Raw genomic sequence first — 26,930 nt, 5'->3', positions numbered from 1 at the left:
CCATTCCTGGCGGTGACCAGTAGGTCATGTTTGATTCCTCCGACTATTTCAGGCCATTTACCCTGTTTTCTCTGAATAGGCGGAGTTCTTCCGTTTATATATGAATAGTGGCTGCCAAGGCGCCTTAACACTTTTTCAAAGAGAACAATCTTTTCCTATTCATTTAGGTCGAATACATGTTTAGTCAAGAACAACGAAATCATAAGAGTACACTGACTTTCTGCCTTTATTCATACTGTTCATCATATTTTTCATATCCGGTAGTTCCTGCTGTTTCACACGCTCCCCCGATTTCAGATCATATTGGTCAATAAAGTATGTATCTTTTGCAGTGCTGTAATAAAAAATGTGAAGATAGTTTTCTGTAAAATATGCCTGTTCATTATACGACCTTCTCGACTGCTCAACATCCTGCAAGGAAAAAGCCTTTTCGCTGGTCTCTGTTATTGTGTTGTAAGCAAATACGTCGCCAATTCCATTTACATAATAAAGAATATTATCTTGTAAATATGCTGATCTTCGGTTATTGTATACGATCGTTTTTCCGGTATCTTCCATACCGCGGTATTGTGCCAAAGTAAATGTCACAGTTTCTTTTGTTTCCGGATTGATTCTGTAAAGAAGAACATCTTCATCATGATCATTTTTATAATCTGACAGGATGACATAATAATAACGGCCATCCCCAAGCACAGGTGACTGAGGGACCTGCTCGCTGCTTGTTGTGAAGTCTGCAATATCCTCCAGTGAAATCTCTTTTTCAAAGTTTACTTTTTTAAGCGAGAACTCCGTGGGGGTATCTATATTATGTGCCACAATCATGACTTCCTCGTTGACGATTCCTGAAGAAGTAATATAGTGGGGAATAGTTCCTGTTGTTAATCCGGAAGGACGAATCAACCTTACATCCGAATTGTAGCCCCCATTTGAATTGAATCCGGAATTATAAAGACTGAAAAAAAGATTTTCCTTTGGGAGATAACCTGATCTTTCACCGGTATATTGTGCTTTACTATCAGAAAACTCCTGATATTGCTGACCCAATAAAGTAACTGATTGTTTATCCTCAAGCAGCAGAGTGTCATCAGAGTGGGCAATCGTGCCAAGCTCAAGCCCTTTCTTCTGGATGCTGAGTGTATTGCCGGATGTATCTATAAAAGCAGCATAGCTTTTTCCGGAACCGTCAATATCCTGATCAGCAGTAGTCGAAAAATAGATGGCAGCTTGCTTGTCCTTTAAAAAATCAGGATCCTGATATTCTTCTTTATTGGCAGTGACCGCTGTGCTGCCGCCGAATGAAGTATAGAAAAAGAAACCTGCGGCTGCTAGTCCTGCTGACAGTATAGTAACGATTGCTGTTTTCTTCAATGTGTATCCCTCCTATATAATGAAAAAGGAAAATAAGCGAACATAGCATTCGCTTTTTAAACATATTCGCTTACTTTCCTTAGGCATCATTTAAAAGGTTTTGACCAAAGTGGTATCTTTAGAATCACGCACATCTCTTGGATAAACGCCAAGGCCGCCGTCTACATCAAGATCCAGCCCTGATTTCAGCTTATATGCAGACCATAAAAGTTTAGAACAGTTTTTTGCGCCATAATGGCTGGTTGAACGGTTTGTTGCAAAATTATAGGAGTACGACTCACCAACTTCACTGCGTGCCCAGTTTGCTGCTGCATCACGGTTGGCAGTGGTCGTTTTTACGGATTTTATAACTGCTTTTGAATCTACTTTCCGTGAACTGGCGGAAATGGTTCTTACCCCATCCCCCGGCACTGACTCTACAATAGTAGACGAAGTGTAATACATGCCCACATGGCCATGATCAAGATAGGCAGTTGCGGATGGCGTATAGTATATATGTCCTTTTGTGCTGCTGCCAATGATGATAGAGCCTCCTTCATTTCCTAGTGCTTGAAAGCCGCTGGATTCTTCTGCAGCTTTTTTAGCATCATTGGAAAGCTCTAAGTACATTTTTTCAAGAATGTCTGCAGTTTTTACTTTTTGCTCTTTGGCAAGACTTTTTGCATCTTCAAACAGGGAGTCTTCTGTCAGCTGAGGCTGCATGGCAAGAATCTCAGTTGCGTAATATTTGCTGTTTTTGTCTGCAGCCAGGGCAGGGGAATAGGAACCGGCGATGATGCATGCCGCCATAGACCAGGCAATTGCTTTTTTCATAGGATCACCTCTTTCATTTGATAAGGTAATTTTATAGCGGCTGTATGTTGAATGATATAGAGATAAGGGACTATTTGGGAAAAAAAGAGGAAAAGGTCATGAAAATGTGAGAATATGATGACGACTTTAATTTCCCTGGATAGGATAAAGAGGCGATGAAGATACGAAGTAAGAGGAGAATATACCAATTTTAACATATATTTCTAAATTATAGTATTTTATTGAGAGCCATTAGGCTTAAAGAAAAGCTGATGAACAGAAAAAAAGCGCCTGACATTTGCTGTCAAGCGCTTTTTTTGTAGAATGACTAATCTTTACTGCCCATTATTTGGTGTATTTTGGTCCCTTTGAATCTTGTTTTCAAATCTCTCAAGATTTCTTTTTGCGAATTCACGCCCTCCAATACCAAATGAGATGGCGAAAGCGACTGCTAGTGCGCCGAGAATCAGCAGGAATCCAATGTTTACAATTGTAGAGGCAAATCCTAGCTGATCTAGAGCCATGAATACTGCGAACGTAATCAGAATATATTTAACTAGCGCAGCTGAGAATGGGCTGTTTGAGTAGTTTCTGATTACATTTTCAAGCATTCTTCCGCCAATCAGCGCAAGTCCAAGAATGATCAGGGCGCTAATAATCATTGGCAGATAACCAATTACTGCATTTCCAATTTCATTGAGAACCTGGAACTGAAGAACATTTAATGCTTCAACAGTGAAGAATAAAATGATCAGTACTTTGACAACTGTTCCAATGGCTCTGCTGATGTCAAATTTAGACTTTGTTGGATCGCTGGCCCCAAGACTTTGATAAATAGACGTGACGCCTGTGCGAGTAAGCAGGCTGACAAGAAGCTCAGAGATAAATTTCGCAAGGTAATATCCTACAATGATCAGGATAATCGCCACAAAAATGTTCGGAATCATATTTAAAACCGTATTTAGTACGGAAATAATCGGCTGCGAAATTGATTGAATGTTTAATGATTCAAGTGCGACTGTAATAATAGGTATTAATACAATGAAAAAGACAAAATTAGAAAGAACTTTAGCCAAAGTAGTCTTGTTCATTTTCGATTCCTGACGAGCATCTGCAGTGCTTGTTCCCAGTTTGTCAAACCAGTGGTCGATGTTCAGTGACTGAAGAAGGTTGAATACCAGGTCACGGATAAGCCTTGCTACGAAATATCCAATCAGCAGAATGACAATTGCTGCGAAGATATTAGGAAGATAGGCAAGGAACTGCTGCACCATGTTTGTAATCGGCTGGGCAACTGAATTCATTTGAAGTGCATCCAATATACTTGGAAGGAACAGGATAAAAATCAGGAAGTAAAGAACGTTTCCTATGGATTTTAACGTATTTTCAGCCTGTTCTTCTGAACGGGTCATTTTAGCTCTGACCATTCCGCGTGTAACGCCAATCTTTTTTAAACCTTTTACGATAATTGCTCTGACTACGCTGGCAACAATAAAGGCCAGGATGAGAAGCAAGAGAGCCGCTAGAATATGCGGAATTGCTTCAATGATAGTGTTGAAAACATTGTTCAAGCTGTTGTTTACTTCATTCATATTTTCATCTCCTTTTCACTTTTTGTACACAAGTTAACTACCCCTGTACTTTTTTTCTTAAACAGTATTCTGGGATATTAATAGTAAGGTATGTTTCGGCAGTGAAGTCAGTAAATGCAAAGGATGGTTTTTAATGGAAGTTTTTCTTCGTTAATAGTCCTGTAAACGAAGGTGGATTTGCTCTCAATTGCTATCAAATATAGCAGTTATCTATCGTGAAAATGGGGAGAGAGCTCTGAAACTTGAGGAATTTTACAAGTGGAAAATAGACGTAATATTTCCGCTTCAATCACATGTAGCTTGAAAAAAGCCACCAATAACCTGAGGTATTCCGCCTATGAACCTTTGATTATATAAAATTCTAAGTTTTCTTCTCCATAAGCGTAAAAGCTACTCTTACTTTCCCTACATATGACTATTTTCTGTTTGCAGCCGGAAATTTTCCGTTTATCAATGTTTATGTTGAAAAATCGTCCTGGATGAGGAGAAACTCTTTCAACTAGGTCGCCCAATTGTATATAGAAAGTAAGGGGTACTAAAAGGACAACAAATAACCTAAAAAAGAACCTTTAATTGTTAAACAACCACATTATGCGATACAGCACGACGAAAAAAGTAAAGAAATTGAAGGAATATGAGGTATTTACAGTTTATTTAGGGTAAAGGGTAGATGGTGGATGGATAGGTTGGTTGATTTTTTGCCTGCTTGTTTGATTTATAGCTATTGTTCTTCCTCATGGAGCCGAAAAATCACTGTTAAAGTAGCTTTGCTGTTTTCCGTAAGCAAGGCAATTGGTTTTGTACATAAAAAAAGAACCTGGTAACTGATTTGGCTGCTCTTAAAAGCCGGCGGAAGGAGGGAGGGGAATGTATGAAAAAATATGAAGTTCATGAGCAGAGGTTAATTACTTTATGTATCGTACTTTCTATTTTGATGGGATTGGCCTTTTTATTTAGAATACTAATACTATAATAGGAGGGGCTTCTGTGCTGGAATATGATCCGGTTCTATACAGCAGAATCTTAACTGGCTTAACGCTGGCAGTACATATCCTTTATGCAACAATTGGAGTCGGCTTCCCCATCATGATTGCTCTTGCAGAGTGGATGAGCATCAAGAGGAAGGATGAACATTACCGGCTGATGGCCCGCAGATGGGCAAGAGGCTTTGTCATTACAGTTGCAGTCGGTGTTGTGACAGGCACGACGATAGGGCTGCAGCTCAATCTTCTATGGCCGTCATTCATGCAGGTGGCAGGGCATGCTATCGGACTGCCGCTATTTATGGAAACCTTTGCTTTTTTCTTTGAAGCAATCTTTCTGGGAATCTATTTATACACATGGGACAGGTTCAAAAATCCCATGTACCACTTTCTCCTCCTGATTCCAGTGGCATTGGGAGCTTCAGCTTCAGGCTTTTTCATTACAACTGTCAACGCGTTTATGAATACACCGATTGGCTTTACAATTGTCGACGGTGTGATGACAGATGTGCATCCGCTTCAGGCTATGTTTAATCCTGCCACACCAACCAAGGTAAGCCATGTTCTTTCTTCCGCATACTTAACGTCAGCTTTTGCGCTGGCATCTATTACAGCGGTTCAGATCTTGAGAGGAAAAACACATATTTACTATAAAAAAGCCCTGCACCTTACAATGACAGCTGCAGCTATTTTCGCTGTATCTACTGTGATTATCGGAGATCTTTCCGGAAAGTTTCTTGCAGAATATCAGCCTGAAAAACTGGCAGCCGCAGAATGGCATTTTGAAACCTCTACTGAAGCGCCGCTGATCATGGGAGGGTATTTAACGGAAGACAATGAGGTGAAGTACGGAATTGAAGTTCCATATGCACTCAGCATCCTCGCCCACAGCGATCCGAAAGCGGAAGTGATCGGACTGGATCAGTTTCCGGTTGATGAACAGCCTCCGCTGATTATTCACTATTATTTTGACACAATGATTGCAATTGGAATTTTTCTGACACTGATATCCATTTTATATGTTGTACTGTCTAAATCGAGAAAACTGAATCAATTGAATAAGCCTTTTCTTTGGTCCATTGCTGCAGGAGGTCCATTGGCATTTCTTGCTATAGAAATGGGCTGGATGATGGCAGAGAGAGGCAGGCAGCCATGGATTTTGAGAGGATTGATGAGAACGGAAGAAGGTGCAACAACAGCAGCTCATGTAGATACCATGCTGTGGGTATTTGCTGCATTATACATTCTCCTTACCGTGACGAGTGTAATCGTTATCAGAAAAATGTTCAAATCCAATCCTGTTGAAAGAGAACTGCGCGACCGGGGAATAGAATAGGAGGGATGAGATGAGCTATGAATTAGTGGGAATTACAGTCCTTTGGATTTTTCTGTACGGCTATATAATAGTTGGCTCAATTGATTTCGGAGCAGGCTTCTATAATTTTTACGCAAAATTGACCAAAAAGGATCATGTCATCAGCAAGGTCATTGACCGGTATTTGTCGCCCGTCTGGGAGGTCACCAATGTTTTCCTGGTATTCTTCTTTATAGGGATTGTGGGCTTTTTTCCGGACACTGCATTCTATTATGGGACAGCCCTGCTGGTACCGGGAAGCATTGCAACCATATTGCTTGCAATCCGCGGAGCGTATTACGCGTTCCATCATTATGGAGCAAAGCAGACAACTTTTTTTCAATTTCTCTATGGCATGACAGGCCTGTTTATACCTGCGTCACTGTCAGTCGTGCTAACCCTCTCAGAAGGAGGTTTTATCACAGTTGAAAATGAACAGGTGCTGATTGATTACAATGCTTTGTTGACGAGTCCGTACTCGTGGTCGGTTGTTGTGCTGGCGATTGTGAGCGTTCTGTACATTTCTTCTTTCTTTTTGTCTTACTATGCAAAATCTGCAAAAGATGAACCTGCATTTGAGCTTGTCAGAAAGTATGCCCTTACGTGGAGCCTGCCGACAATTCTGGCAAGCTTTCTCGTATTCTTTGCGCTGAGCAGGCATAACCCTGTGCATTTTCAAAACATGCTAAGCATGGCCTGGATCTTTATCCTGTCATTTCTGTTCTTCTGCGGAGCAGTTTATCTTTTATGGAAAAGAAAAAACCTCGGAACTGCTTTTATTCTGGTCATGCTGCAGTTTGCAGCGGCGTTTTTTGGATATGGTGCAACCCACCTTCCCTACATACTGTATCCATACCTGACAATCTACAGCAGTTTTACCAATCCTGCGATGGCAACAGCATTGGTAACAGCCTTTATAGGAGGGCTGTTGATGCTGATTCCATCACTGTATCTGCTGATGAGGCTGTTTTTATTCAACAATAAATATGTACAGGGAAAATAAGGAGGGAATTCAATGGACATAAACTTCTGGCTGATCATGGTTGCGCCATTTGTTGTAGTCATCCTTGCAGTTGTCCTGCTGTTTTGGTGGGGAGCTAAGGGAGATGAAAAATACAAGGGATAGAAAGAGGCCGCTCCGGCCTTTTTTTTATTAAGCAATTTCGATGGATAAAAATGGTACACTTTGAATAAGGAAAAGGGGGGAACTTCTTTGATAAAAGCTGTATTGTTTGATCTTGATGGGACCATGCTTGACCGGCATACTACTCTGCAGGCTTTTTTAAAAAATCAGCACAGCAGGATTACAGAGTTCAAACATATTCCCGAAAAGATGTTTTTAGATACATTCACCATCCTTGATGACAGGGGTTATGTCTGGAAGGATATAGTCTATCAAAAGCTGATTGAGGAATGGAATATACAGGGGCTTTCTGCTGAAGAGCTTCTACAGGATTATCTAGAAAACTTTCCAAGATTCTGCATAGCTTTTCCAAGGCTATTTGAAACTCTTCAAAAGCTGAGGCAAATGGGAATGAAGCTCGGGGTAATCACAAACGGGAAAAGCGGGTTTCAATTGGCCAATATAAAGGCTTTGGGAATAGAAGGCTTTTTTGATAGTATTCTGGTTTCAGAAACGGTCGGCATGAGAAAGCCGAATCAGGAAATCTTTCACTTAGCGGCTACGTATCTTGAAGTAGAACCACATCAGTGCTTATTCGTGGGAGACCATCCAGTTAATGATGTAAGAGCTGCCGAATCAGCCGGAATGACAGGTGTCTGGAAGAGAGACGCTTTTTGGGGAGAATGCAAAGCACAAATCGTAGTGGAAGAACTGTATGAGATCTTAGACTATTTGAATAGAAGGGAGCAATGAAGAAATGAGTTTTATTTTAGTAATCTTTTTATTAATTTTTTCTTTTGACTTTTCAAAATTTAATACTCAAAACAAGAGAATGATAGAACAGAATGATAGAATCATACAGCTGTTGGAAGAGATGTCATTGAATGGCGGAGATAAGGAGATATAAAAGTAATGAGATGATAAAAAAACAGCTTAGGTATACAATGTCCCAAGCTGTTTTATATTTGCGGGTGAAAGGGATTTTATATAGCATGTGCACAAGTTAAGCATCCTAGCTTATTACTTTTGCTAACTCTTTTTTTTTAAGCAATACTGAATAAAATTGTTTTCGTTCCAGTAACGAGGGTTGCTCCATTAGTCACAAAATAATAATTGGAAGATGTGTCAAGCACCAGGCTGCCGTTCCATTGAATTGCACCGAACTGAGTACTGAAAATGCCTCTTGGCGGTACATCGAAAGTTGCATTGAGATTTACGCTTCCATTAATAAAAGAGTTTGAAATTTCGCTGTAAACTGCTCCTGTTATAGTGCCATCAGATCGGCTGTCAATCATGCGCTGAATTCTTAATCCAGTGTGAGTGGCACTATTGATTCGCGAGTTATAAATATACGTATTTAACTGCCCTTGGTGGCCTGCCTGTAAGATGCTTCCCACTACATTAGCATTATGCAGCTGAAATTCAATTGTTGTAAATGGATCTCCCACAGCTACATTTTCAAACGAGATATTTCCACTGATGATGGCACCATTTGTATAATTCGTATGGGTGCTTACGGAAGTACCATTGTCAAATGTCCCTATAACGGTTACGGGCCTTGCTACAAACTGAGGCCCTTGTGAAGTGTAAGAGTCCTCCAAAGCAGGGTTGGTCTGAATCGTCACATTTCTCGGAACGGTGGAAGAAAAATTAACTCCCTGCGAATTACCCAGTTCCCATGGTCCTAGACCTAGCAGCTGAACGTGTCTTGCTGGAGGAATCACAATGTCCTCATCAAAGGCGGAGTCAGCCGCAATCAGGATAATCAGTCGTGCTCTCATTCCAAACTGTACGGCATATGAGCTCGAAGTTGCAGCAGTTATGGCAGCCTGCAGTGAATTAAATGGATCCTCTGGTGTCCCTGTGCCAGGTCCAGGTGCCTTAGAATCTGCCCAAAATATGGTCTCTTGTCCCCACTCAAAGATGCCGGGGCCAGTAGGTCCGGTCACGCCGGTTGGTCCTGTGTCGCCAGTAGGTCCAGTGAAACCTGTAGGTCCAGTAGGCCCGGTAGGCCCAGTGTCGCCAGTAGGTCCAGTAACGCCTGTTGGTCCTGTGTCGCCAGTAGGTCCAGTAAAACCTGTAGGTCCAGTAGGCCCGGTAGGTCCAGTCTCGCCGGTTGGCCCAGTCTCGCCGGTAGGTCCAGTAGCGCCTGTTGCTCCAGTCTCGCCGGTAGGTCCAGTAGTGCCTGTTGCTCCAGTCTCGCCGGTAGGTCCATTAGCGCCTGTTGCTCCAGTATCGCCAGTAGGTCCAGTAGCGCCTGTTGCTCCAGTCTCGCCGGTAGGTCCAGTAGCGCCTGTTGCTCCAGTATCGCCTATAGGTCCCGTAGCGCCTGTTGCTCCAGTATCGCCAGTAGGTCCCCTCGCGCCTGTTGCTCCAGTATCGCCGGTAGGTCCCGTAGCGCCTGTTGCTCCAGTCTCGCCAGTAGGTCCCGTAGCGCCTGTTGCTCCAGTCTCGCCAGTAGGTCCCGTAACGCCAGTTGCTCCAGCAGACCCAGTCGCTCCAGTAGGACCAGTCGCTCCAGTAGGACCAGTCGCTCCAGTAGGACCAGTCACTCCAGTAGCGCCGGTAGCACCAGCATCAGTACCCAGTAATTCATCAGATACTAACCTGTGTGCTGCGACCAACTGTCCTGCGGCGTTCCTTCCCCATACAGAGATTTCAGTTTCATTCTCAGCTGCTCCGCTTACTGTGAATTGAAACTCAAATGCATTTAAATTGGCAAAATAATTTCTTGTGACAACCTGGTTAGGAGAAAGTGCTAAAAGTTCTAGTACATAAAGTGTTCGGGTTCCATTTAATACATAACCCTCTATTAGAACGGATGAAGAGGAGACAGTACTATTATTGACAAACTTTACTGTTAGCGTTTGGCTGGGCCTTACTCCGCTGACTGGACTGTTTTCAATAGGCCCGGTTGATAAAAATGCCAATTCTTTCACTTCCTTTTAAGATAGTGGAGTTCCTCTTGTAAAGAGGTTCGCTCTATCATATGGTGAGGTGTAAAGAATTGCTTGGACATTAAGGATCATTACTTCAGGTGTATTTCTTCATAGAATGTATCATTTTTTGATTGGGGGAAAAGATTGCTTCTGCAGACTGAATAGCAATAAAGAAAAGATAACGTAAATTTTATATAGAAATTAGTAAATGAAACTTTAAAAGCGGAAAAGCGTATACACACTCAAGAGGAGGAATGACATGGAAGTAAAATATCAACGTAACGAGCCAATTCAGCCTGCAGCTATCACATCTCCCAAAAAAGATATGTCGGTCAGAAGGCTGTTGAATATATTGGGAATCATTTTTGTGCCTATAATCATTCTCAGTACAATCACTGCTCCGATCTCTTTGAATCAGCAGCTGGAGTTATATATTAATTCTGAGGCGATGCTAAAGAGTGAAGAGGCCTGGGAGTTTTCCCTGTTTATCTTATCTTTTGCCATGCTATATTTTCTCTTTGTTAACATTCTATCACTAGTGCGTTATGGGAGATTACTTCTCTATTTAGGGTTAACTTTATTGCTGATTGGCAGTTTAGCAGCCGTTTTCATGCTTATAGGAGTGCATTGAAGAAGTGAAATTCATTGCAGCAAGTTTTACTAGCTGAATTGCTGGCTGATCCAATTTCATCCCACAGAAAAATAGTGAGGTCAGCCAGCATCCTCACTTTAAAGGAAGATCCCCGCAGATTACTTCCACAAAGAACCTCCACATGTCCGCTATCCACAAATTATATTTAAATTTTCTGAAAAATAATTGACTTTTTCCACATAAAGGGTTATCTTAGATTTACATTAGTATAACACTTATAGTATGTAACGAATAATATACGTTATATAAATAAGGATTAGGGGGTGGAGAGGTGATTCTCCACAGCTTTGAAACACAAAGCCGCGAGGAAATTGAAATACTGCAGCTTCAGCGCCTTAAACTCACCCTGTCTTATACAGCAGCACGTGTGCCCTTTTACAGAAATAAATGGGTTGAGCTAAGAACAGAAGTAAAGGGATTTGAAAGTTTAAAAGATTTGGAAGCGCTTCCTTTTACCACGAAACAGAACCTGCGGGATTCTTATCCTTTTGGCATGCTTGCAGTGCCTAAAAGTGAACTGGCTAGAATTCATGCTTCCTCAGGAACAAGCGGTAAACCGACAGTGGCAGGTTATACAAAAAAGGACATAGAAACTTGGAGCGAGCTTGCAGCACGCGCAATAGCACTTTCAGGGGGAGAGCCCGGAAACATGCTGCACAATGCTTACGGCTATGGTTTGTTTACTGGGGGATTAGGCATTCATTACGGCAGCGAAAAGCTTGGAATGCTGACTGTTCCTGTTTCAGGGGGAAATACCCGGCGGCAGGTCATGCTGATTTCTGATTTCAAACCAGAGATCATATGCGGCACTCCTTCCTACGTTCTGACCATTGCTGAATGTATGGAGGAAATGGGGCTGAATCCGCGAGAAACTTCTTTAAAATATGGCATTTTTGGAGCTGAACCATGGTCTGAGGAAATGAGAAAGACGCTTCAAGATAAGTTCGGGATCAAAGCATGCGATATTTATGGGCTGAGTGAAGTGATTGGACCAGGCGTGGCAAATGAATGCCATGAAGCTCAAGACGGACTTCATCTTGCAGAAGACCATTTTTATGCAGAAGTCATACATCCGAAAACCCTCAAACCTGTACCAGATGGACAGGACGGAGAACTGGTTTTTACCAGCCTTACGAAAGAAGGTTTTCCTGTCATCCGCTACCGGACGGGGGACATTGCTTCCATCACAAGGGAAAAATGCCTTTGCGGAAGAACAACCAGCAGGATGTCAAGAGTGAAGGGCCGATTGGATGACATGCTGATTATTAACGGCGTCAATGTGTTTCCTTCTCAAATTGAGCACTGTCTGCTGCAGAATCCGGAGCTCAGCCCCCACTATCAAATTCAGATTCTGAAAAAAAGGTCCCTTAAAGTCCTGGAAATTCATGTGGAAATGACAGAAGCGTATTTTAAGGGTATCGGCGAAATTCTCCACGCTGATTCCTCTGCTCTGCTGCAGCAGAGAGTGGGGTCGGATCTGAAAAGCCAATGCCTGATTTCTGTTGAAGTAAAAGTGCACAAACCAAAAACAATTCCGAGGTCTGAAGGAAAAGCTGTCAGAATTCTGGATAAAACGAAAGAAGAATTAACACTGTAGGGAGGAAATATGAGATGGAACATTCCCTTTCAAACAGCAACTCAGAGGAAGCCAAGCTCCAGCGCTTTATGGAAAGAATTGAAGCGGGCGAGAAAATTGAGGCTGATGACTGGATGCCTGATGAATACAGAATGACATTGATTAAATTGATATCCATGCACGCAATCAGCGAGATTATGGGGGCGCTGCCTGAAAAAGAATGGGTTCCAAAGGCTCCTACGCTGAAAAGGAAACTGGGCATTATGGCTAAAGTACAGGATGAAATGGGGCATGGACAGCTTCTTCTCAGGGTAACGGAAGATTTAATGAAGCCGCTTGGGAAAACCCGTGAGAATCTTATTGAGGATCTGCTGTCAGGAGATTTAAAGTTTCATAATGTTTTCCATATGGAAGCCAAATCATGGGGAGATGCCGGGCTGATTGGCTGGCTTGTGGATGGGGCTGCCATTATGACGCAGACAAATATGCTTCAAGCCTCTTATGGACCTTATGCAAGAGCCCTTAAAAGAATTTGCGCGGAAGAAGTCTTTCATGCTCAGCATGGTGAAGCAATCATCATGGCTCTCGCAGAAGGCACACGGGAGCAAAAGGTGATGATACAGGACTCGATTGACCGCTGGTGGGAAGCGCTGCTGATGTTCTTTGGCCCAAAGGATGCTGCTGCAACGGGAACCTCCAAGCAGGATATCACAATGAAGTATAAAATCCGGACCAAAAACAATGAAGAACTGAGGCAGGACTTTTTTTCAAAGTATATACCAAGAGTGCTATCCCTTGGCTTGACGGTTCCGGACAATACAATGCACTTTGATAAGGAAAGCGGAGAGTGGGAATACAGGCAGCCGGACTGGAGCCAGTTTAGGCAGATCATCAAAAACAATGGACCCAAATCAAAGGAGAGACTGAGGCTGCGTGAGATATCCTATCAATCTAACAAATGGGTTATAGATGCATTAAGCGGCGAAAACACGGCAGAGGGCATTGGCTGAAGGGAGAGAGAATATGACGGGCAAAGGCTTTTACCAGGAATTTGAGGTTTTCAGCAAACGAAGTGATACTTCGCCTTTGCAATATCAATTTTCGCTGCTGGCTCCTAATCATGAGCTCGCTCTGGTGATGGCGCAGGAGAATTTTATGAGACGCGAGCCTGTTGCGGATATTTGGGTTGTAAAGCGCAGCGATATTCGAAAGATGGATAGGGAAGAAAGGCAGTCTCTGCAAAGGCTGGATAACAAAGACTACCGCAACACAAAGGGCTATGGATACTTGAAGAAAAAGTGGCGGCACTATGAACAGGAGATGCTGGATGAAAAAGAGATTCTGTCATGGGGAGGGAAGCAGGAATCATGAAGAAATCTTTACAAGATGCTTTGATTGATGAACATTTCCGCAGCGCAGCAGCACAGCTTCTCTTTCAATTGGCGGATGACGACTTTATTCTGTCATACCGGGGGTCAGAGTGGCTGGGGCTGGCGCCGCATATTGAAGAAGATGTTGCGTTTTCTTCCATCAGCCAGGACACGATGGGTCACGCCGCCATGTTTTACGGACTTTTGGAGGAACTGGGTGAGGGAAGCGCGGATACCCTTGCACACGCCAGGCCGGCAGAAGAAAGAAAGAATGCTATTTTGCTTGAAAAAGTGAACGGACCCGGCACCTATTTGATTGAGCCGCAATATGATTGGGCTTTTACCGTAGTCAGGAACTATTTTTACACAGCAGGAAAGAAGGTCAAAATAGACAGCCTCAAATCCAGCTCTTATCAGCCGCTTTCGGAAGCAGCCGTAAAAGTAAATATGGAACTGTTTTACCATTTGCTGCATTGGAAAACATGGTTTTCACAGTTGATGAAAGCAGGAGGAGAAGCAAGAAAGAGAATGGAAAAAGCTGCGGAAGAAGTCTTCCAGGAGCTCGGGGGAATTTTCTCTCTTGGAGAAAAGGGAGAGATCATGAACAGCCTGGGGCTGATTTCAGGGGAGGAAGGGCTTAAAAGCGCCTGGATCACGATGATGAAGCCTGTTTTTCAGGAGCTGCAGTACAATATGCCTTCTCAATTCTTGATGATGTCAGGAGATGGTAGAAACGGCGAGCATACAGAAGATCTTCAAACAGCTCTGAATACGCTCAGCGAAGTTTACCGCCTGGATCGGTCCGCGAGCTGGTAAAGGAATGATGAATAGTGACGTTAAAAGAAAGAATGCTGATCGCTCTTCATTCTGTCAAAGACCCGGAAATTGACAGTATTTCAATTATTGAACTGGGCATGCTGGAGGAGTTTGAGCTGAGAGAAGATAGAGCGGTGATCAAACTGCTGCCAACTTTTATGGGCTGTCCGGCGCTGGATATTATAAAAAAAAATGTTGAGCTCGCTTTAATGAAGGTGGAGGGAGCACCCCCCGCGGAGGTACTGTTTATTTTTCACCCGCCTTGGACTTCTGACAGAGTAACCGATACAGGAAGAGCCAGGTTAAAGGAATTTGGCATTGCACCTCCGCCAAGGCATATGACTGAGACAGGAGAGTGGCAGGCAGACTGCCCTTACTGTGGATCAACCTATACGACAATGGAGAACTTATTCGGACCAACGGCATGCAGAAGCATCCTATATTGCAAAAGCTGCCGAAATCCCTTTGAGGCAATGAAACCGATCTCCACCCTCATGTAGTAGAATCCATTTCCAACTGTCCCACGGACATCATCCGTGACAGAATAAAAATGAAAAAGGAGAGAGAAAAATGGTAAAAATGATTGCACTATATAAGCATCCTGAAAACAAGGAGGCGTTTGATCAGCATTATTTTGAAACACACGGACCTCTTACGGCTAAAATTCCAGGATTGAGAAAAATGGAAGTGACCAGGATTACAGGAAGTCCGATGGGCGGCGAAGGAAAGTACTATCTTATGTGCGAGATGTACTACGACAGCCATGACGCTTTAAAAGCAGCCATGAAAACGGATGAAGGCAAAGCTTCTGGAAAGGATGCAATGAAATTTGCCGGTGACCTCATTACGCTGATGATCGGTGAAGAAGTTGATGAGTAGAGAGTATCAGTGCATTGTAGTATCTGAGGCTGAGGGAGTCGGTTCCATTGAACTGAACCGGCCCCGCGTGCTGAACGCGCTTAACAGACAGATGGTGGGAGAAATCCTCCATGCAATGGAGCATTTTGATGCAGATGAAGGGGTAAGAGTCATCGTATTAACAGGACGCGGAAGGGCGTTTGCAGCAGGTGCAGATATAGACGAAATGATGCATGAGGATACCGTTTCCCTGGAAATGATGAATCAATTTACAGATTGGGACCGGCTGGCATGCATAAAAAAACCGGTCATTGGGGCAGTTCACGGTTTTGCGCTTGGCGGAGCATTCGAGCTCGCCCTATGCTGTGACATGCTGTTTGCTGCAGAAACAGCTTCATTCGGTTTTCCCGAGGTTCAGCTCGGAATCATGCCGGGTGCAGGCGGTACACAGCGGCTTACCAAGCTGCTTGGCAAAACAAAGGCAATGGAATGGCTGATGACCGGAAAAAGAATCAGCGCACAAGAAGCGCACAAATATGGGATCGTCAATGAGGTATTTGCAGATGAAGTGCTGATGGAGGAAACAATGAAATTTGCTGCCGCGCTCGGCAAACAAGCGCCGCTTGCAGTCCGGCTAATCAAGGAATCCGTGCTGAAAGCCGTAGATCATTCCCTGTATGAGGGAATGCAGTTCGAACGAAAAAACTTCTATCTGCTTTTCTCCTCCGAGGATCAGAAAGAAGGCATGGCGGCTTTTAAAGAAAAGAGAGTGCCGCATTTTAAAGGCAGATAAGGAGGTACATAGTTTTGTATGAAACAGTCCTGTATGAAGTTCGGAATGCCACGGCCTATATTACGCTGAACAGACCTGAAACTTACAATGCTTTTACAGAACAGCTGAACAAGGATCTTGGCTCCGCTGTAAAAGCTGCTTCCCGTGACGACAGTGTCAGGGTACTCGTGGTAACAGGAGCGGGAAAAGCTTTTTGTTCAGGAGAGGACCTTGGAGGAGTATCGGAGAACATGGATCACGGTGAAGTGCTCCGAAGCAGGTACAATCCGATGCTGCTTGAAATTGAACGCTGCGAGAAACCAATCGTTGCTGCTGTGAATGGCGTCGCAGCAGGGGCAGGCATGAGCCTGGCACTTTCCTGCGACTTTAGGGTAGCTTCGGAAAAAGCCAGTTTTGTTGAGGCATTTATCCATGTCGGGCTCGTCCCTGACGCAGGGAATCTATACTTTCTCCCAAGAATCATTGGTCATGCAAAAGCACTCGAGCTTGCCGTGTTTGGAGAAAAAGTTTCGGCTGAAAAGGCTCTGAATGTAGGTTTGGTAACAGAAGTGTATTCTCATGAAAGCTGGGAAGAGGATGTTTCTCTGTTTGCAGACAGACTGGCAAAACTGCCTACAAAAGCAGTCGGCCTGATCAAGAGGAATTTGAGAGCAAGCTGGTCATCCACCTATCAGGAGTTTTTGGAAAGAGATGCCCAGGCTCAGAGAATTGCAGGCAAAACAGATGACCACCGTGAAGGAGTACAGTCTTTTATTGAAAAGAGAAAGCCTCTATTTACCGGAAAATAAATCTGCAAAAACCAACAGAGGAGATGAAAGCATGGCTACAGTGAAAGAAACGACTTTTGAAACTCTTCAAGTAAAAAGGGATAAATATCAGCTGATCATTAATGGTGTCAGACAGGAAAGCGAAAGCGGAGAAACGTATACTGTCTACAATCCGGCTACCGGAGAGGCAGCCGCAGAAGTAGCAAAGGCTTCAAAGAAAGACGCAGAGCTTGCTGTACAGGCTGCGAGACAAGCGTTTGATCAAGGTAAGTGGAGAAAGTTTCCTGTGAACAAGCGGTCCAGAACCTTAAATAAAATTGCAGCAATTATGAGAGCAAGATTCAATGAACTGGTGGAACTGGAGATTCTGGATACTGGAAAATCGCTTTCTGCAGCACAGGGACAAGTGATGCAGGCAATAGAGGATTTTGAATTTTATGCAGGTGCTCTTGTCAGCCACCGTGGAGCTGTCAACAGCGTCCCGGGCAGCTTTCAAAACATAACGGAGAAGGAGCCGGTTGGCGTTTGTGCACAAATTATTCCATGGAACTACCCGCTTATGATGGCAGCCTGGAAAATTGCTCCGGCTATAGCTGCGGGCTGCTCCGTTATTGTGAAGCCGGCATCTTTGACCCCATTAACAGCGATTGTTCTTGGGGAAATCTGTATAGAAGCAGGCGTGCCGGAAGGAGTCGTAAATATTATTCCGGGTTCCGGTTCGGAAGTAGGTAACTATCTGGTAGAACATGAGAAAGTCGACAAGGTAGCTTTTACAGGCTCCACGCCAATTGGCAAAGACATTATGTCGAGAGCATCGCAAACATTGAAAAGAGTCACATTGGAACTCGGAGGCAAATCTCCCAGCATCATTTTTGAAGATGCCGATATTGATGCTGCAGTAGACGGTTCACTTTTTGGCATCTTTTATAATACAGGCCAGTCCTGTGAAGCCCGCTCAAGATTATATGTGCATGAGGATATTTATGAAGAGTTTATGGAAAAGTTTGTTGCAAAAACAAAAAGGCTGCAGCTTGGAAATCCTGCTGATAAAAACACCCATATTGGAGCTGTCATCAGCAGGGAACAGCTCCAGGTCATTGACAGCTACGTTCAATCGGCAAAGGAAGACGGAGCTAGGGTCTTAACCGGAGGAAAAAGAGCTTCTGTAGAAGGTTTTGAGAACGGCCACTGGTATGAGCCGACGATACTTGCAGAAGTGAATCATGGTATGAAAGCGGTGCGCGAGGAAATATTCGGCCCGGTTGCAGTTGTGATGAAATTTAAGGATGAAAAAGAGGCTGTTCAGCTGGCGAATAATAGTGATTATGGTCTGGGTTCAGCAGTATGGACGAAGGATTATGCACGCGCAACACGTGTCTCCAAGCTGATACAAGCTGGCATTGTGATGGTAAACTGTCCATTTTCTGCGTTCCCAGGCACACCTTTTGGAGGGTACAAACAATCAGGCTTCGGCAGAGAGCTGTGCATTGAAACGCTGGATTTGTATACGGAAACAAAGAGTATTGTTTCTTACTATGGCAGCCGCCCGCTCAACCCGTTTAATCTGTAGCAGCTGAAGCGGGCACCTGATCAGGTGCCTGCTTTTTTATCGTGATCTACCATAAAACCCCCATACCCAACTTGGTTAAGTGGGGAGGTTAAATAAACAGGAGGAAAGTGAAGATGAAAAAAGTCGTTGTGATCGGATCTGGTGTAATGGGCAGAGGCATTGCATATGTCAGCTGTACGGGCGGATTTCAGACTGTTTTAGTAGATATAGATGAAAAGCAGCTGCATAAGGCGGAGCAGGAAATTGACAGGTTATTTGAAGTAAGCATTGAGCGCGGCAAGCTGTCCCGTGAAAAGATGCTGACAGCGAAAAGTGCTCTCTCCTATTCAAACTTTCTTGCAGAAAACGTGAAGAATGCAGATCTTATTATTGAGGCTGTACCGGAAGTACTTTCGATAAAAAAATCCATTTTTGAGGTTGTTGATCAGCATGCGGCCAGTCACTGTATACTCGCGACAAACACTTCCACCATGAGCCCTACGGAAATCGGTTCTTTTACAAAAAGGCCGGACAAGGTGATTGCAATGCACTTCTTTAATCCTGTTCATAAAATGCCGCTCATTGAAGTAGTAAAAGGACTTGATACCAGTGACGAGACTGCGGCGGCAGTGCGCTCAGCAGCCGCTGCAATGGGGAAGGAAACAGTGACGATCAATGAATTCCCAGGCTTTGTTACAAGCAGAATCAGCGCACTGGTTGGAAATGAAGCATTTTACATGCTTCAGGAGGGTGTAGGAACAGCAGAAGAAATTGACAAAGCCATTAAGCTTGGTTTGAATTATCCGATGGGACCGTTTGAGCTTGGTGACCTTGTCGGCCTTGATACAAGGTTGAACAACTTAAGATATCTTCACGAAAAACTGGGTGAAAAATACCGTCCGGCCCCTCTGTTGGAGCAGTATGTAAAAGCGGGCAGATTAGGAAGAAAAACGGGGCGCGGCGTGTACGAATATCAGCAGCCTGTCAAACAATAGGGGGAAAGAACATGGTAGAAGCAGTTATTATTGATGCCGTCCGTACACCAATCGGGCGTTATAACGGAGCTCTGAAACACATCCGTCCTGATGATCTTGGTGCCATTGTCATAAAAGCACTGATAGAAAGAAATCCTCAGTGCAATGTTCATGACATAGAAGAAGTAGTTTTTGGAAATGCAAATGGTGCAGGAGAAGATAACAGAAATGTAGCAAGAATGTCCGCCCTTTTGGCAGGTCTGCCCGTGTCAGCAGCTGGTACGACCATTAACAGGCTCTGCGGTTCAGGACTTGATGCGGTGAATTACTGTGCCAGGGCCATAATGGCTGGAGAAGGGGAGATTTTCATAGCCGGCGGCACAGAAAGCATGACAAGGGCTCCATTTGTGATGGCAAAGCCTTCTGCAGAATTTCCAAGAGGCAATATGGAAGTGTTTGATACAACCATCGGCTGGCGGTTTGTTAACAGCAGGCTGCAAGAGCAGTACGGAACAGATTCTATGCCGCTAACAGCCGAAAACGTTGCGAAGCTGTATGCTATCAGCCGCAAGGAACAGGACGCTTTTGCAGCAGAGAGCCAGCAGCGGGCAGAAAATGCAGTGAGGAACGGAGTGTTTTCTGATGAAATCATTCCTGTCTCCTATCAGGACCGAAAAGGAAATGAGTTGACTGTTACGCAAGACGAACATCCGCGCCAGGGAACAACGGTAGAAAAGCTGGAAAAGCTTCAACCATTGTTTGAAGGGGGAACTGTTACAGCGGGCAATGCTTCGGGCGTAAATGACGGTGCAGCAGCTCTGTTAATGATGAGCAGGAACAAGGCGGAACAGCTGGGCCTTCTGCCTATGGCCGCTTACAGGGTATCAGCTGTTGGAGGCGTGGAGCCGTCACTGATGGGAATAGGCCCGGTTGATGCCGTGGAGAAGGCCCTGAAAAGAGCGGAACTGACACTTTCAGATGTAGATTTGATTGAATTGAATGAAGCTTTTGCAGCACAGGCACTCGCCTGCATCAATCAGTTGAATGTGCCTGGCGATAAGGTGAATGTGAATGGAGGAGCGATTGCTTTTGGGCATCCGCTTGGTGCAAGCGGGGCACGGATACTGACCTCCCTTCTGCATGAAATGAAAAGAAGAAAGTCTAAAATCGGCCTAGCCGCCATGTGTGTGGGAGTCGGCCAGGGCATTGCCACCATCGTTGAAAGAGTAGAAGAGTAAGTATAGTCTGCTTTTAGCAAGATACAACGGTACAAAAAAGAGAAATAGAAAGAAAGTTTGAAAGCGCTTGTTTTTGCAAAATAATAAACATACTGATAATATATGTTATAACGGTTTTTTTCCGTTGAATAATAATTGAGGATGACAGCAGCTTGAATACTAGATCAATGATTTTTACGCTGTACGGTGATTATATTTCCCATTACGGAAGCAGCATTTGGATCGGCAGCCTGATTAAGCTGTTAAATGAGTTTGGCCATAATGATCAGTCTGTCAGGGCGGCAATCTCCAGAATGAATAAGCAGGAGTGGGTCCAGGCTGAAAAGATAGGAAATAAAAGCTATTATTCTTTAACTGAAAGAGGTCAAAAACGCATAGATGAGGCTGGAAAAAGAATCTTTAAGCTAAAGCCAGAGGAATGGGACGGCAAGTGGAGAATCTTAATGTATACAATTCCGGAAGACATCCGCAGCATCCGGGATGAGCTTCGAAAAGAATTAATCTGGAGCGGCTTTGGCAGTATGTCCAACAGTTTCTGGGTGTCTCCGAATAATCTCGAAAAGCAGGTGCATGATCTCATAGAAAAGTACGGCATACATGACTATGTTGACTTTTTTTCAGCAGAATACAAGGGTCCGAATGAAAACAGGCGTCTTGTGGAAAAAAGCTGGGACCTGCAGGAGATTAACACCAAGTATGAAGAATTTATCAGTACATACAGCCAAAAATACATTATTGATAAAAACAAAATTCAAAAGGGAAATATGTCGGAAGCAGAATGCTTTGTTGAACGAACCAAGCTTGTTCATGAATACCGTAAATTTCTCTTTTCAGATCCCGGGCTGCCGGAAGAGCTTCTCCCCGAAAAGTGGCTTGGCGGCCATGCAGCGTCCCTGTTCAGCGAGTATTATAAAGCACTTGCTGAGCCGGCATCACGCTTTTTTGAAGAGGTATTTCAGGAAGGAAATGAAATTGAAAAGAAGGATACTGACTACGATATGATGAATCATCCTTATATTCTCTGATATCGTCTGTAACCTAGAAAAAGCGTACCAATGCAACATCTTGTTGATACGCTTTTTTTGTGTTTTAAAAGCTTTTTTAGCGAACAACAGTCGAAAGAATGCTTATAAGCTTGGATGGATTATCCCTCTCGCAAATGCTATGATGCTTAATTTGTTTACAGAATAGATGCTTATGGAACTTTGTTAAAACCAGAGTATGGAGAAAGTGATTGTCGGTGTGGAACCTACTGGTCATTATTGGTTCAACCTGGCACACTTTTTAAAAGAAAACGAGATTAAGTTTGTAGCTGTAAATCCTATGCACGTCAAGAAAAGCAAGGGGTTGGATGATAATTCCCCAACTAAAAATGATGTGAAGGATGCCAAAGTAATCGCCCAGTTGGTCAAGGACGGGAGATACGCCGAACCTACCATACCGCAAGGTGTTTATGCCGAACTCCGTGTGGCAAAGAAAATACGCAATCTCTTAACCGAGGACCTTCAAACGGTCCAAGGTCAGGTTCACAACTGGATTGACCGGTATTTCCCCAAGTTCCTTAAGGTATTCAAGGAATGGGAAGGAAAGGCTGCCTTACAATTCTTAAGGCTTTATGCAAACCGCATGAGATTAAAAATTTTACAGAAGAAGAATTACTTACTCATTCAAGAAAAGCTGTTAAACGGAGCGGGGACTATATAAAGTTCGGGAATTAAGGCAGGCAGCGAGCCAGTCTATCGGACTTCGCCAAGGCTCCGAAATGGCAAAAATGGAGCTGAAAACACTTCTGGCCAAGTATGAATTAATCCAGAAGGAATTTGAAGATCTAGACACCAAAATAGACTGTTTTCTTGAACAGATTCCTGGGGTCCCCCAAATGTTGGCGGTTAAAGGTGTTGGAAGAGATACAGTGGCTGGTTTCTTTGCGGAGGTTGTGATCTAAGCGAATACAATCACCCCCGACAACTCATTAAGCTAGCAGGCTTGAGCCTGAAGGGGAATACCTCCGGTAAGCACAAGGGGAAAACGACCATCTCGAAGAGAGGGCGGAAAAAGCTCAGGGCTCTGTTGTTTAGGGTTTGTATGCTTCTGGTTGCCAAAAACTCAGCTTTTAAGACCCTGCACGCTTACTATACACAGCGGTCGGACAATCCCATGAAAAAAATTATTCAAAATGTGAAAACGATGATGACCTAACTCTATACTTTTTAAAGAGATTTTAGTTATTCAATTAAATTGGCGCGATCCTAAAATAATTTTAGATTGCTAGAAAGCTTAAAAAAGGGGAAGTAAGATGAAGATTGCTGTTAAGGCTAATATCGAAGATTTTGACAAAATAATGAATGTCGACTGTGAGGTTATTGGCAACACGAGCAGACGAGACTATATTGAGAATGCTATTGAGTTAGGACATTGCATAATTTCAAAAAATGAAGATGATATTGAGGGGTTTTTAATTTACGATATTAACTTCTTTGAATGCTCTTTTATAACACTAATTATTGTGTCACCGTCCAAGAGACGAAAAGGAAATGCAAGCTTACTGATCGATTATATGATGAGTATATCTCCTACTACGAAGGTATTTTCTTCTACTAATCGTTCTAACTCTAGTATGCAGAAGGTATTTGATGCAAACGGATTTATTGAGAGTGGTATAGTTGAAAATTTAGATGAAGGAGATCCTGAAATTATATACTTTAAATCAAAGTAATTGTTATTCAACAATCGGGCGCTAATCTGTAATAAAGAGGTGGTATAAATGGAGATTATAAAAGGTAAACGAAGTTTTGATTTGGATGAATTCCTAAAAAAACCTCATCTATCAGCGGCTTCATCCCAAGGACCAAGGGAATCTCCGGTGTGGTTTTTTTGGGAAGATAAATGCCTTTGGATTATAGGAACTACTGGAGATACTTTTCCAATAAGAATAGACAAAAATCCGAAATGTGCCGTCGGTATTGTTGAGTTTGATCCTTCTACAGGGAAGGTATTACATGTAGGTTTCAGAGGAAAAGCAACCTTAGAACCATTTAACTTTGACTTAGCAAAACGATTATTTGCAAAATATTTGGGTTCAGAAGAAAAGGAATGGGATCCTAGATTCAAAAATCAGTGCATGTTGAATCCCCAGAATGGCTAAGCAGTATCTCTGTTGGTTCTGGTATAATAAGCGTAAAGGGCCCCAGTGCTGATACGTCTTGGAGAACAGACATGGGGATAAATTTACCTTAGAAGGGTTTGAGCATCATAGATAATCCAATTTTCATTTTTATAGCAAACGTAATTGGTGGGATCGCTGTTTTTTACGGGCTAGCATATTTATTTGGAGTTATATTAGATACGAATATCGAAAGTGCTTTTGTTGTAGGCATCTTTTTATTTCTCCAATTATGTTTTGTAACTACACTTCTTTTCAAAATTTTGCACAAGGTAAACTCAAAGAATTAATTATTTAGGTTCTCTATTGAGCTTCTGTTACGTCTATACTCTTTAACCCCCGGGATAACTAGTAGGATTTTCAGGGGTTTTTAGTTGGTAAAACCACCATATCAATACAAGTTAATATACTAATCGTATTTACAATTATTTCAGTGGTTGAGCTGGATTACCATATCTTTCTTAGCTGACTCTTCTATTCGTTCTGCCAACATTTTAATTTAGCCCCCTGTTAACTTCACAGGATAATATCCCATACTATTACGAATGGTGTTTTCAAGGACAAAGCATTTCCGAGTTACTTTTTCATAATCACTAAAGGCGTAGGCTTCTGTTTCCGAAAACTCATCGGCTTCTTCTTTCATGGCTTGAATGAGTTCGTATATGTATCTTCAATAGATTCAACCGAACTTCCACAATAGGCGCAGGTTTTCATTTCATATCATCCTTTCTAGTCGATCTCAAACAGCAATTAGTCACACTTACATTTTTACTAAGAAGAAGAGGTGGACGAGGTTGTATGTATGAACCAAAAACCAAAGAAAATGACCATAGCGTGGTGGAGTTGATTGAAATGGCCGAGAATACGAAGAAACGTGATGATGCCTACAAATTGCTTGAAATTTTTCAAGAGACATCAGGGTACGAACCTAAGATATGTTTGTTTGACCATTCAATCAATGAATTAGCATTCATTTTATCACCCTTATAAAAAGTAGGTTAATAATAGAGGAAACCCTAAATTTTCGGATTTCCTCTTTTTTTAGTATAAATATCAACATGAAAAATTAACACAGCCTTTTGTATAAAAAGTAATAATGTTTGCAGAGAAAGGACTATTCTTTAATTAGAAAGCATCTCTTTATATTCCATCCCTTTTTCCACATATGTATCTATGGACAGCTGAATTAGTTGTAAGTCCTTTTCCATAAGACTTCTGGCTATTTTACCGGGAGATCCGACGACAAGCGAGCGAGGCGGAATGACCTTGCCTGCCGGGATGAGCGTGTTGGCTCCAATAATGCATTCTTCCCCAATTTCTGCACCGTCCAGAATGGTCGCCCCCATGCCAATGATGCTTCTTTTGCGAATGGTGCAGCCATGAAGGATGCTATTATGCCCCACTGTGACTTCATCTTCAATGGTTAGAGGAAAACCCTGGTAAAGATGACAGGTAGCGTTATCCTGAATACTGCAGCGTGTACCGATAGAAATTAAATCCTCATCACCCCGCAGAACGGCATTAAACCAGATGCTGGAATGTTCTCCTATATTTACGTCACCAATAATAAAAGAGCCGGGTGCTACAAAAACAGTATCATGTATGATAGGTTTTTTGTCTCCGTAAGGAATCAGCATAAATATCCTCCTTTTTAGCAATTGTAAATATTCTGAAATTAGTATAACATTATTTTTACGGAGGGGGAATTTTTGTGAATAAACTTTTATCTGTACTTCAAATAAAATACCCGATTCTTCAAGGGGGAATGGGGAATATCAGCAATGCGGTCTTAACTGCTGCCGTTTCAGAGGCTGGGGGTTTAGGCACCATTGGAGCAGGAACGATGACTCCAGCTCAGGTGGAAAGCATAATCGAACAAACAAAACAAAAGACAGACAAGCCGTTTTCATTAAATGTAGCTTTAGGTGTTTCACCATACTCTGTAGAATTGTTGAAGCTTGCCGTCAAGCATGAACTGGCAGCCGTTACTCTTTCAGCGGGAAATCCCGCACCTTTTCTGCCCATGCTCAAGGAAGCAGGCTTCCAGGTATTAACGGTGGTAGCGTCGGTCAAACAAGCAAAAAAAGCACAGGAGGCAGGTGCTGACATCATCATCGCTGAAGGCTATGAAGCGGCCGGGATAAACTCCAGCTTGGAAACAACAACGTTAACATTAATCCCGCAAATTATGGAGGCAGTTTCTTTGCCGGTAGTTGCAGCAGGAGGGATAGGGGATGGAAGGGGACTTGCCGGCATGCTGGCCCTTGGTGCCTCGGGAGTTCAAATGGGAACAAGATTTGTTGCGACACAGGAAGCACCGTTTCATGATTATTACAAAGAAAGAGTATTAGCTGCAACGGATCACGATACGGTCATTGTCGGCAGGTCTGTAGGAAAAATCCGCAGGCTGATGACCACGCCGTATTCCATGCAGCTGCTTCAAGCGGAAAAGAACGGAATATCTGCGGATAAATTTAATGAACTCACGACAGAAGATCATCATTGCAAAGGCGCTCTTGAAGGAAACGAGCAGGATGGATTTTTGAATGGAGGGCAAGTTTCCGGTCTGATTACAGATATTCCGTCAGTACATGAGCTGCTCGAAAGAATGATGAAAGAGGCACGCGAGCAGCTGAGAAGAGCTTCGGAAGATTTGCTGTAGAGGTGGTGATGGGGGAGCTGGAGAGCTGAGTCGGAGTAAGTGAAGGATCTTCAGCTACATAACCGGCACCCTTGTATCCGCTTAAAAGAGCCCCGAATTTCATTTAACCGGAAATCTTCCGCGGATGTACATTCACTAGCCGTAAGCATTTCCTCTATTGCAGTACACTTTAGTCGTAAGCAAATGTATTTCTCCCATCCCCATCATTTCAAATAGCGGGAGGATTTCACAGGTAGATGTCGAAATTTTTTGTGACCGCTATACATTCTACTGCAGAAACCTCCACACAAACTTGTTTAAATTCTCAACATACTAAATTTTCCGAATATTATTGACACTTCTCTGGGCTGATGGTAATATA

The 26,930-nt window shown here is 43.1% G+C and carries 26 protein-coding genes and 1 pseudogene; 22 read left to right on the top strand and 5 right to left on the bottom strand.

The window, feature by feature from the left end; all coding sequences use genetic code 11:
• Positions 1-180 precede the first annotated feature (180 nt).
• The 3 genes from GJU40_RS06810 to GJU40_RS06800 all read right to left on the bottom strand — a co-directional run bounded on the left by GJU40_RS06810 (position 181) and on the right by GJU40_RS06800 (position 3,752).
• Entirely contained in the window at positions 181-1,368 is a 1,188-nt protein-coding gene (locus GJU40_RS06810) for a hypothetical protein (protein WP_154306999.1), read from the bottom strand.
• 90 nt (positions 1,369-1,458) lie between these two features.
• Positions 1,459-2,181, bottom strand: a complete 723-nt coding sequence (locus tag GJU40_RS06805; RefSeq protein ID WP_154306998.1) for a YiiX/YebB-like N1pC/P60 family cysteine hydrolase — start codon at positions 2,179-2,181, stop codon at positions 1,459-1,461.
• A 314-nt stretch (positions 2,182-2,495) separates the two neighbouring features.
• Entirely contained in the window at positions 2,496-3,752 is a 1,257-nt protein-coding gene (locus tag GJU40_RS06800) for a mechanosensitive ion channel (RefSeq protein WP_154306997.1), read from the bottom strand.
• A 987-nt stretch (positions 3,753-4,739) separates the two neighbouring features.
• Between GJU40_RS06800 and GJU40_RS06795 the strand changes: the two genes are divergently transcribed.
• From GJU40_RS06795 to GJU40_RS06785, 4 genes are all read left to right on the top strand, one after another.
• The gene (locus GJU40_RS06795) at positions 4,740-6,071 is read left to right on the top strand and encodes a cytochrome ubiquinol oxidase subunit I (RefSeq protein ID WP_343031440.1); all 1,332 of its coding nucleotides are present in this window, start codon (positions 4,740-4,742) and stop codon (positions 6,069-6,071) included.
• A 10-nt stretch (positions 6,072-6,081) separates the two neighbouring features.
• Complete coding sequence (locus GJU40_RS06790) at positions 6,082-7,092, top strand: cytochrome d ubiquinol oxidase subunit II (RefSeq protein WP_154306996.1); 1,011 nt, start codon at positions 6,082-6,084, stop codon at positions 7,090-7,092.
• A 12-nt stretch (positions 7,093-7,104) separates the two neighbouring features.
• Complete coding sequence (gene cydS / locus GJU40_RS21495) at positions 7,105-7,215, top strand: cytochrome bd oxidase small subunit CydS family protein (RefSeq protein ID WP_425481205.1); 111 nt, start codon at positions 7,105-7,107, stop codon at positions 7,213-7,215.
• Positions 7,216-7,302: 87 nt separating this feature from the next.
• A complete protein-coding gene (locus GJU40_RS06785; RefSeq protein ID WP_154306995.1) occupies positions 7,303-7,965 on the top strand; it encodes an HAD family hydrolase in 663 nt (220 codons plus the stop codon).
• 290 nt (positions 7,966-8,255) lie between these two features.
• Here the strand turns inward: GJU40_RS06785 and GJU40_RS20820 are convergent, their stop codons facing one another.
• Positions 8,256-10,142 (bottom strand): collagen-like protein, encoded by a 1,887-nt coding sequence (locus GJU40_RS20820; RefSeq protein WP_212029807.1) that lies wholly within the window; start codon positions 10,140-10,142, stop codon positions 8,256-8,258.
• A 268-nt stretch (positions 10,143-10,410) separates the two neighbouring features.
• Here GJU40_RS20820 and GJU40_RS06775 point away from each other — a divergent pair, with 268 nt between their 5' ends.
• From GJU40_RS06775 to GJU40_RS06690, 17 genes and pseudogenes are all read left to right on the top strand, one after another.
• A complete protein-coding gene (locus tag GJU40_RS06775) occupies positions 10,411-10,782 on the top strand; it encodes a hypothetical protein (RefSeq protein WP_154306994.1) in 372 nt (123 codons plus the stop codon).
• Between the two features lie 292 nt (positions 10,783-11,074).
• On the top strand, positions 11,075-12,400 hold the full coding sequence (locus tag GJU40_RS06770) for a phenylacetate--CoA ligase family protein (protein ID WP_343031439.1): 1,326 nt from the start codon (positions 11,075-11,077) through the stop codon (positions 12,398-12,400).
• 14 nt (positions 12,401-12,414) lie between these two features.
• Positions 12,415-13,389: a 1,2-phenylacetyl-CoA epoxidase subunit PaaA gene (paaA, locus tag GJU40_RS06765; protein WP_154306993.1), complete on the top strand. Its 975-nt coding sequence runs from the start codon at positions 12,415-12,417 to the stop codon at positions 13,387-13,389.
• 13 nt (positions 13,390-13,402) lie between these two features.
• Positions 13,403-13,750, top strand: coding sequence for a 1,2-phenylacetyl-CoA epoxidase subunit PaaB (paaB, locus tag GJU40_RS06760; protein ID WP_154307056.1), 348 nt, complete (start codon positions 13,403-13,405; stop codon positions 13,748-13,750).
• Positions 13,747-14,565, top strand: coding sequence for a 1,2-phenylacetyl-CoA epoxidase subunit PaaC (paaC, locus tag GJU40_RS06755; RefSeq protein WP_154306992.1), 819 nt, complete (start codon positions 13,747-13,749; stop codon positions 14,563-14,565). Before paaB ends, paaC begins: the two co-directional genes overlap by 4 nt.
• 32 nt (positions 14,566-14,597) lie before the next feature.
• Positions 14,598-15,065, top strand: coding sequence for a 1,2-phenylacetyl-CoA epoxidase subunit PaaD (gene paaD, locus GJU40_RS06750; protein WP_154307055.1), 468 nt, complete (start codon positions 14,598-14,600; stop codon positions 15,063-15,065).
• A 70-nt stretch (positions 15,066-15,135) separates the two neighbouring features.
• Positions 15,136-15,444 carry an EthD family reductase gene (locus tag GJU40_RS06745; protein ID WP_154306991.1) on the top strand — a complete coding sequence of 103 codons (309 nt, stop codon included), beginning with the start codon at positions 15,136-15,138 and terminating at the stop codon, positions 15,442-15,444.
• Positions 15,437-16,216 (top strand): enoyl-CoA hydratase/isomerase family protein, encoded by a 780-nt coding sequence (locus GJU40_RS06740; protein ID WP_154307054.1) that lies wholly within the window; start codon positions 15,437-15,439, stop codon positions 16,214-16,216. The genes GJU40_RS06745 and GJU40_RS06740 overlap by 8 nt, the downstream gene beginning before the upstream one ends.
• Positions 16,217-16,230: 14 nt before the next feature.
• Complete coding sequence (locus GJU40_RS06735; protein WP_154306990.1) at positions 16,231-17,004, top strand: enoyl-CoA hydratase-related protein; 774 nt, start codon at positions 16,231-16,233, stop codon at positions 17,002-17,004.
• A 31-nt stretch (positions 17,005-17,035) separates the two neighbouring features.
• Positions 17,036-18,553 (top strand): aldehyde dehydrogenase family protein, encoded by a 1,518-nt coding sequence (locus GJU40_RS06730; RefSeq protein WP_154306989.1) that lies wholly within the window; start codon positions 17,036-17,038, stop codon positions 18,551-18,553.
• Between the two features lie 113 nt (positions 18,554-18,666).
• On the top strand, positions 18,667-19,527 hold the full coding sequence (locus GJU40_RS06725; protein WP_154306988.1) for a 3-hydroxyacyl-CoA dehydrogenase: 861 nt from the start codon (positions 18,667-18,669) through the stop codon (positions 19,525-19,527).
• An 11-nt stretch (positions 19,528-19,538) separates the two neighbouring features.
• Positions 19,539-20,744: an acetyl-CoA C-acyltransferase gene (locus GJU40_RS06720; RefSeq protein WP_154306987.1), complete on the top strand. Its 1,206-nt coding sequence runs from the start codon at positions 19,539-19,541 to the stop codon at positions 20,742-20,744.
• 152 nt (positions 20,745-20,896) lie between these two features.
• Positions 20,897-21,769, top strand: coding sequence for a phenylacetic acid degradation operon negative regulatory protein PaaX (paaX, locus tag GJU40_RS06715; RefSeq protein WP_154306986.1), 873 nt, complete (start codon positions 20,897-20,899; stop codon positions 21,767-21,769).
• 193 nt (positions 21,770-21,962) lie between these two features.
• Positions 21,963-22,913 (top strand): annotated as a pseudogene (locus GJU40_RS06710) (IS110 family RNA-guided transposase); the annotation flags it as partial.
• A 127-nt stretch (positions 22,914-23,040) separates the two neighbouring features.
• On the top strand, positions 23,041-23,460 hold the full coding sequence (locus GJU40_RS06705; RefSeq protein ID WP_154306985.1) for a GNAT family N-acetyltransferase: 420 nt from the start codon (positions 23,041-23,043) through the stop codon (positions 23,458-23,460).
• Between the two features lie 48 nt (positions 23,461-23,508).
• Entirely contained in the window at positions 23,509-23,889 is a 381-nt protein-coding gene (locus GJU40_RS06700) for a pyridoxamine 5'-phosphate oxidase family protein (protein ID WP_154306984.1), read from the top strand.
• A gap of 816 nt (positions 23,890-24,705) precedes the next feature.
• On the top strand, positions 24,706-24,897 hold the full coding sequence (locus GJU40_RS06690; protein ID WP_212029805.1) for a hypothetical protein: 192 nt from the start codon (positions 24,706-24,708) through the stop codon (positions 24,895-24,897).
• A gap of 131 nt (positions 24,898-25,028) precedes the next feature.
• Here the strand turns inward: GJU40_RS06690 and GJU40_RS06685 are convergent, their stop codons facing one another.
• Positions 25,029-25,544: a gamma carbonic anhydrase family protein gene (locus tag GJU40_RS06685; RefSeq protein ID WP_154306982.1), complete on the bottom strand. Its 516-nt coding sequence runs from the start codon at positions 25,542-25,544 to the stop codon at positions 25,029-25,031.
• A gap of 74 nt (positions 25,545-25,618) precedes the next feature.
• On the opposite strand from GJU40_RS06685, the gene GJU40_RS06680 reads away from it, so the two are divergent.
• On the top strand, positions 25,619-26,569 hold the full coding sequence (locus GJU40_RS06680) for an NAD(P)H-dependent flavin oxidoreductase (RefSeq protein ID WP_343031438.1): 951 nt from the start codon (positions 25,619-25,621) through the stop codon (positions 26,567-26,569).
• The last annotated feature ends 361 nt before the right edge of the window (positions 26,570-26,930 follow it).

Origin of the sequence: Metabacillus lacus (assembly GCF_009674805.1) — a bacterium.
GTDB lineage: Bacteria > Bacillota > Bacilli > Bacillales > Bacillaceae > Metabacillus_C > Metabacillus_C lacus.
The sequence above is the reverse complement of the archived record's forward strand: the minus strand, read 5'-3'. Positions and strand labels throughout refer to the sequence as shown.

What these genes read in the sequence shown, in the direction of transcription:
- GJU40_RS06805 (WP_154306998.1), bottom strand. Translation starts at nt 2,181, where the DNA reads ATGAAAAAAGCAATTGCCTGGTCTATGGCGGCATGCATCATCGCCGGT.
- GJU40_RS06800 (WP_154306997.1), bottom strand. Translation starts at nt 3,752, where the DNA reads ATGAATGAAGTAAACAACAGCTTGAACAATGTTTTCAACACTATCATT.
- GJU40_RS06790 (WP_154306996.1), top strand. Translation starts at nt 6,082, where the DNA reads ATGAGCTATGAATTAGTGGGAATTACAGTCCTTTGGATTTTTCTGTAC.
- cydS (WP_425481205.1), top strand. Translation starts at nt 7,105, where the DNA reads ATGGACATAAACTTCTGGCTGATCATGGTTGCGCCATTTGTTGTAGTC.
- GJU40_RS06775 (WP_154306994.1), top strand. Translation starts at nt 10,411, where the DNA reads ATGGAAGTAAAATATCAACGTAACGAGCCAATTCAGCCTGCAGCTATC.
- paaA (WP_154306993.1), top strand. Translation starts at nt 12,415, where the DNA reads ATGGAACATTCCCTTTCAAACAGCAACTCAGAGGAAGCCAAGCTCCAG.
- paaB (WP_154307056.1), top strand. Translation starts at nt 13,403, where the DNA reads ATGACGGGCAAAGGCTTTTACCAGGAATTTGAGGTTTTCAGCAAACGA.
- paaC (WP_154306992.1), top strand. Translation starts at nt 13,747, where the DNA reads ATGAAGAAATCTTTACAAGATGCTTTGATTGATGAACATTTCCGCAGC.
- paaD (WP_154307055.1), top strand. Translation starts at nt 14,598, where the DNA reads ATGCTGATCGCTCTTCATTCTGTCAAAGACCCGGAAATTGACAGTATT.
- GJU40_RS06745 (WP_154306991.1), top strand. Translation starts at nt 15,136, where the DNA reads ATGGTAAAAATGATTGCACTATATAAGCATCCTGAAAACAAGGAGGCG.
- GJU40_RS06740 (WP_154307054.1), top strand. Translation starts at nt 15,437, where the DNA reads ATGAGTAGAGAGTATCAGTGCATTGTAGTATCTGAGGCTGAGGGAGTC.
- GJU40_RS06730 (WP_154306989.1), top strand. Translation starts at nt 17,036, where the DNA reads ATGGCTACAGTGAAAGAAACGACTTTTGAAACTCTTCAAGTAAAAAGG.
- GJU40_RS06725 (WP_154306988.1), top strand. Translation starts at nt 18,667, where the DNA reads ATGAAAAAAGTCGTTGTGATCGGATCTGGTGTAATGGGCAGAGGCATT.
- GJU40_RS06720 (WP_154306987.1), top strand. Translation starts at nt 19,539, where the DNA reads ATGGTAGAAGCAGTTATTATTGATGCCGTCCGTACACCAATCGGGCGT.
- GJU40_RS06705 (WP_154306985.1), top strand. Translation starts at nt 23,041, where the DNA reads ATGAAGATTGCTGTTAAGGCTAATATCGAAGATTTTGACAAAATAATG.
- GJU40_RS06700 (WP_154306984.1), top strand. Translation starts at nt 23,509, where the DNA reads ATGGAGATTATAAAAGGTAAACGAAGTTTTGATTTGGATGAATTCCTA.
- GJU40_RS06690 (WP_212029805.1), top strand. Translation starts at nt 24,706, where the DNA reads ATGTATGAACCAAAAACCAAAGAAAATGACCATAGCGTGGTGGAGTTG.
- GJU40_RS06685 (WP_154306982.1), bottom strand. Translation starts at nt 25,544, where the DNA reads ATGCTGATTCCTTACGGAGACAAAAAACCTATCATACATGATACTGTT.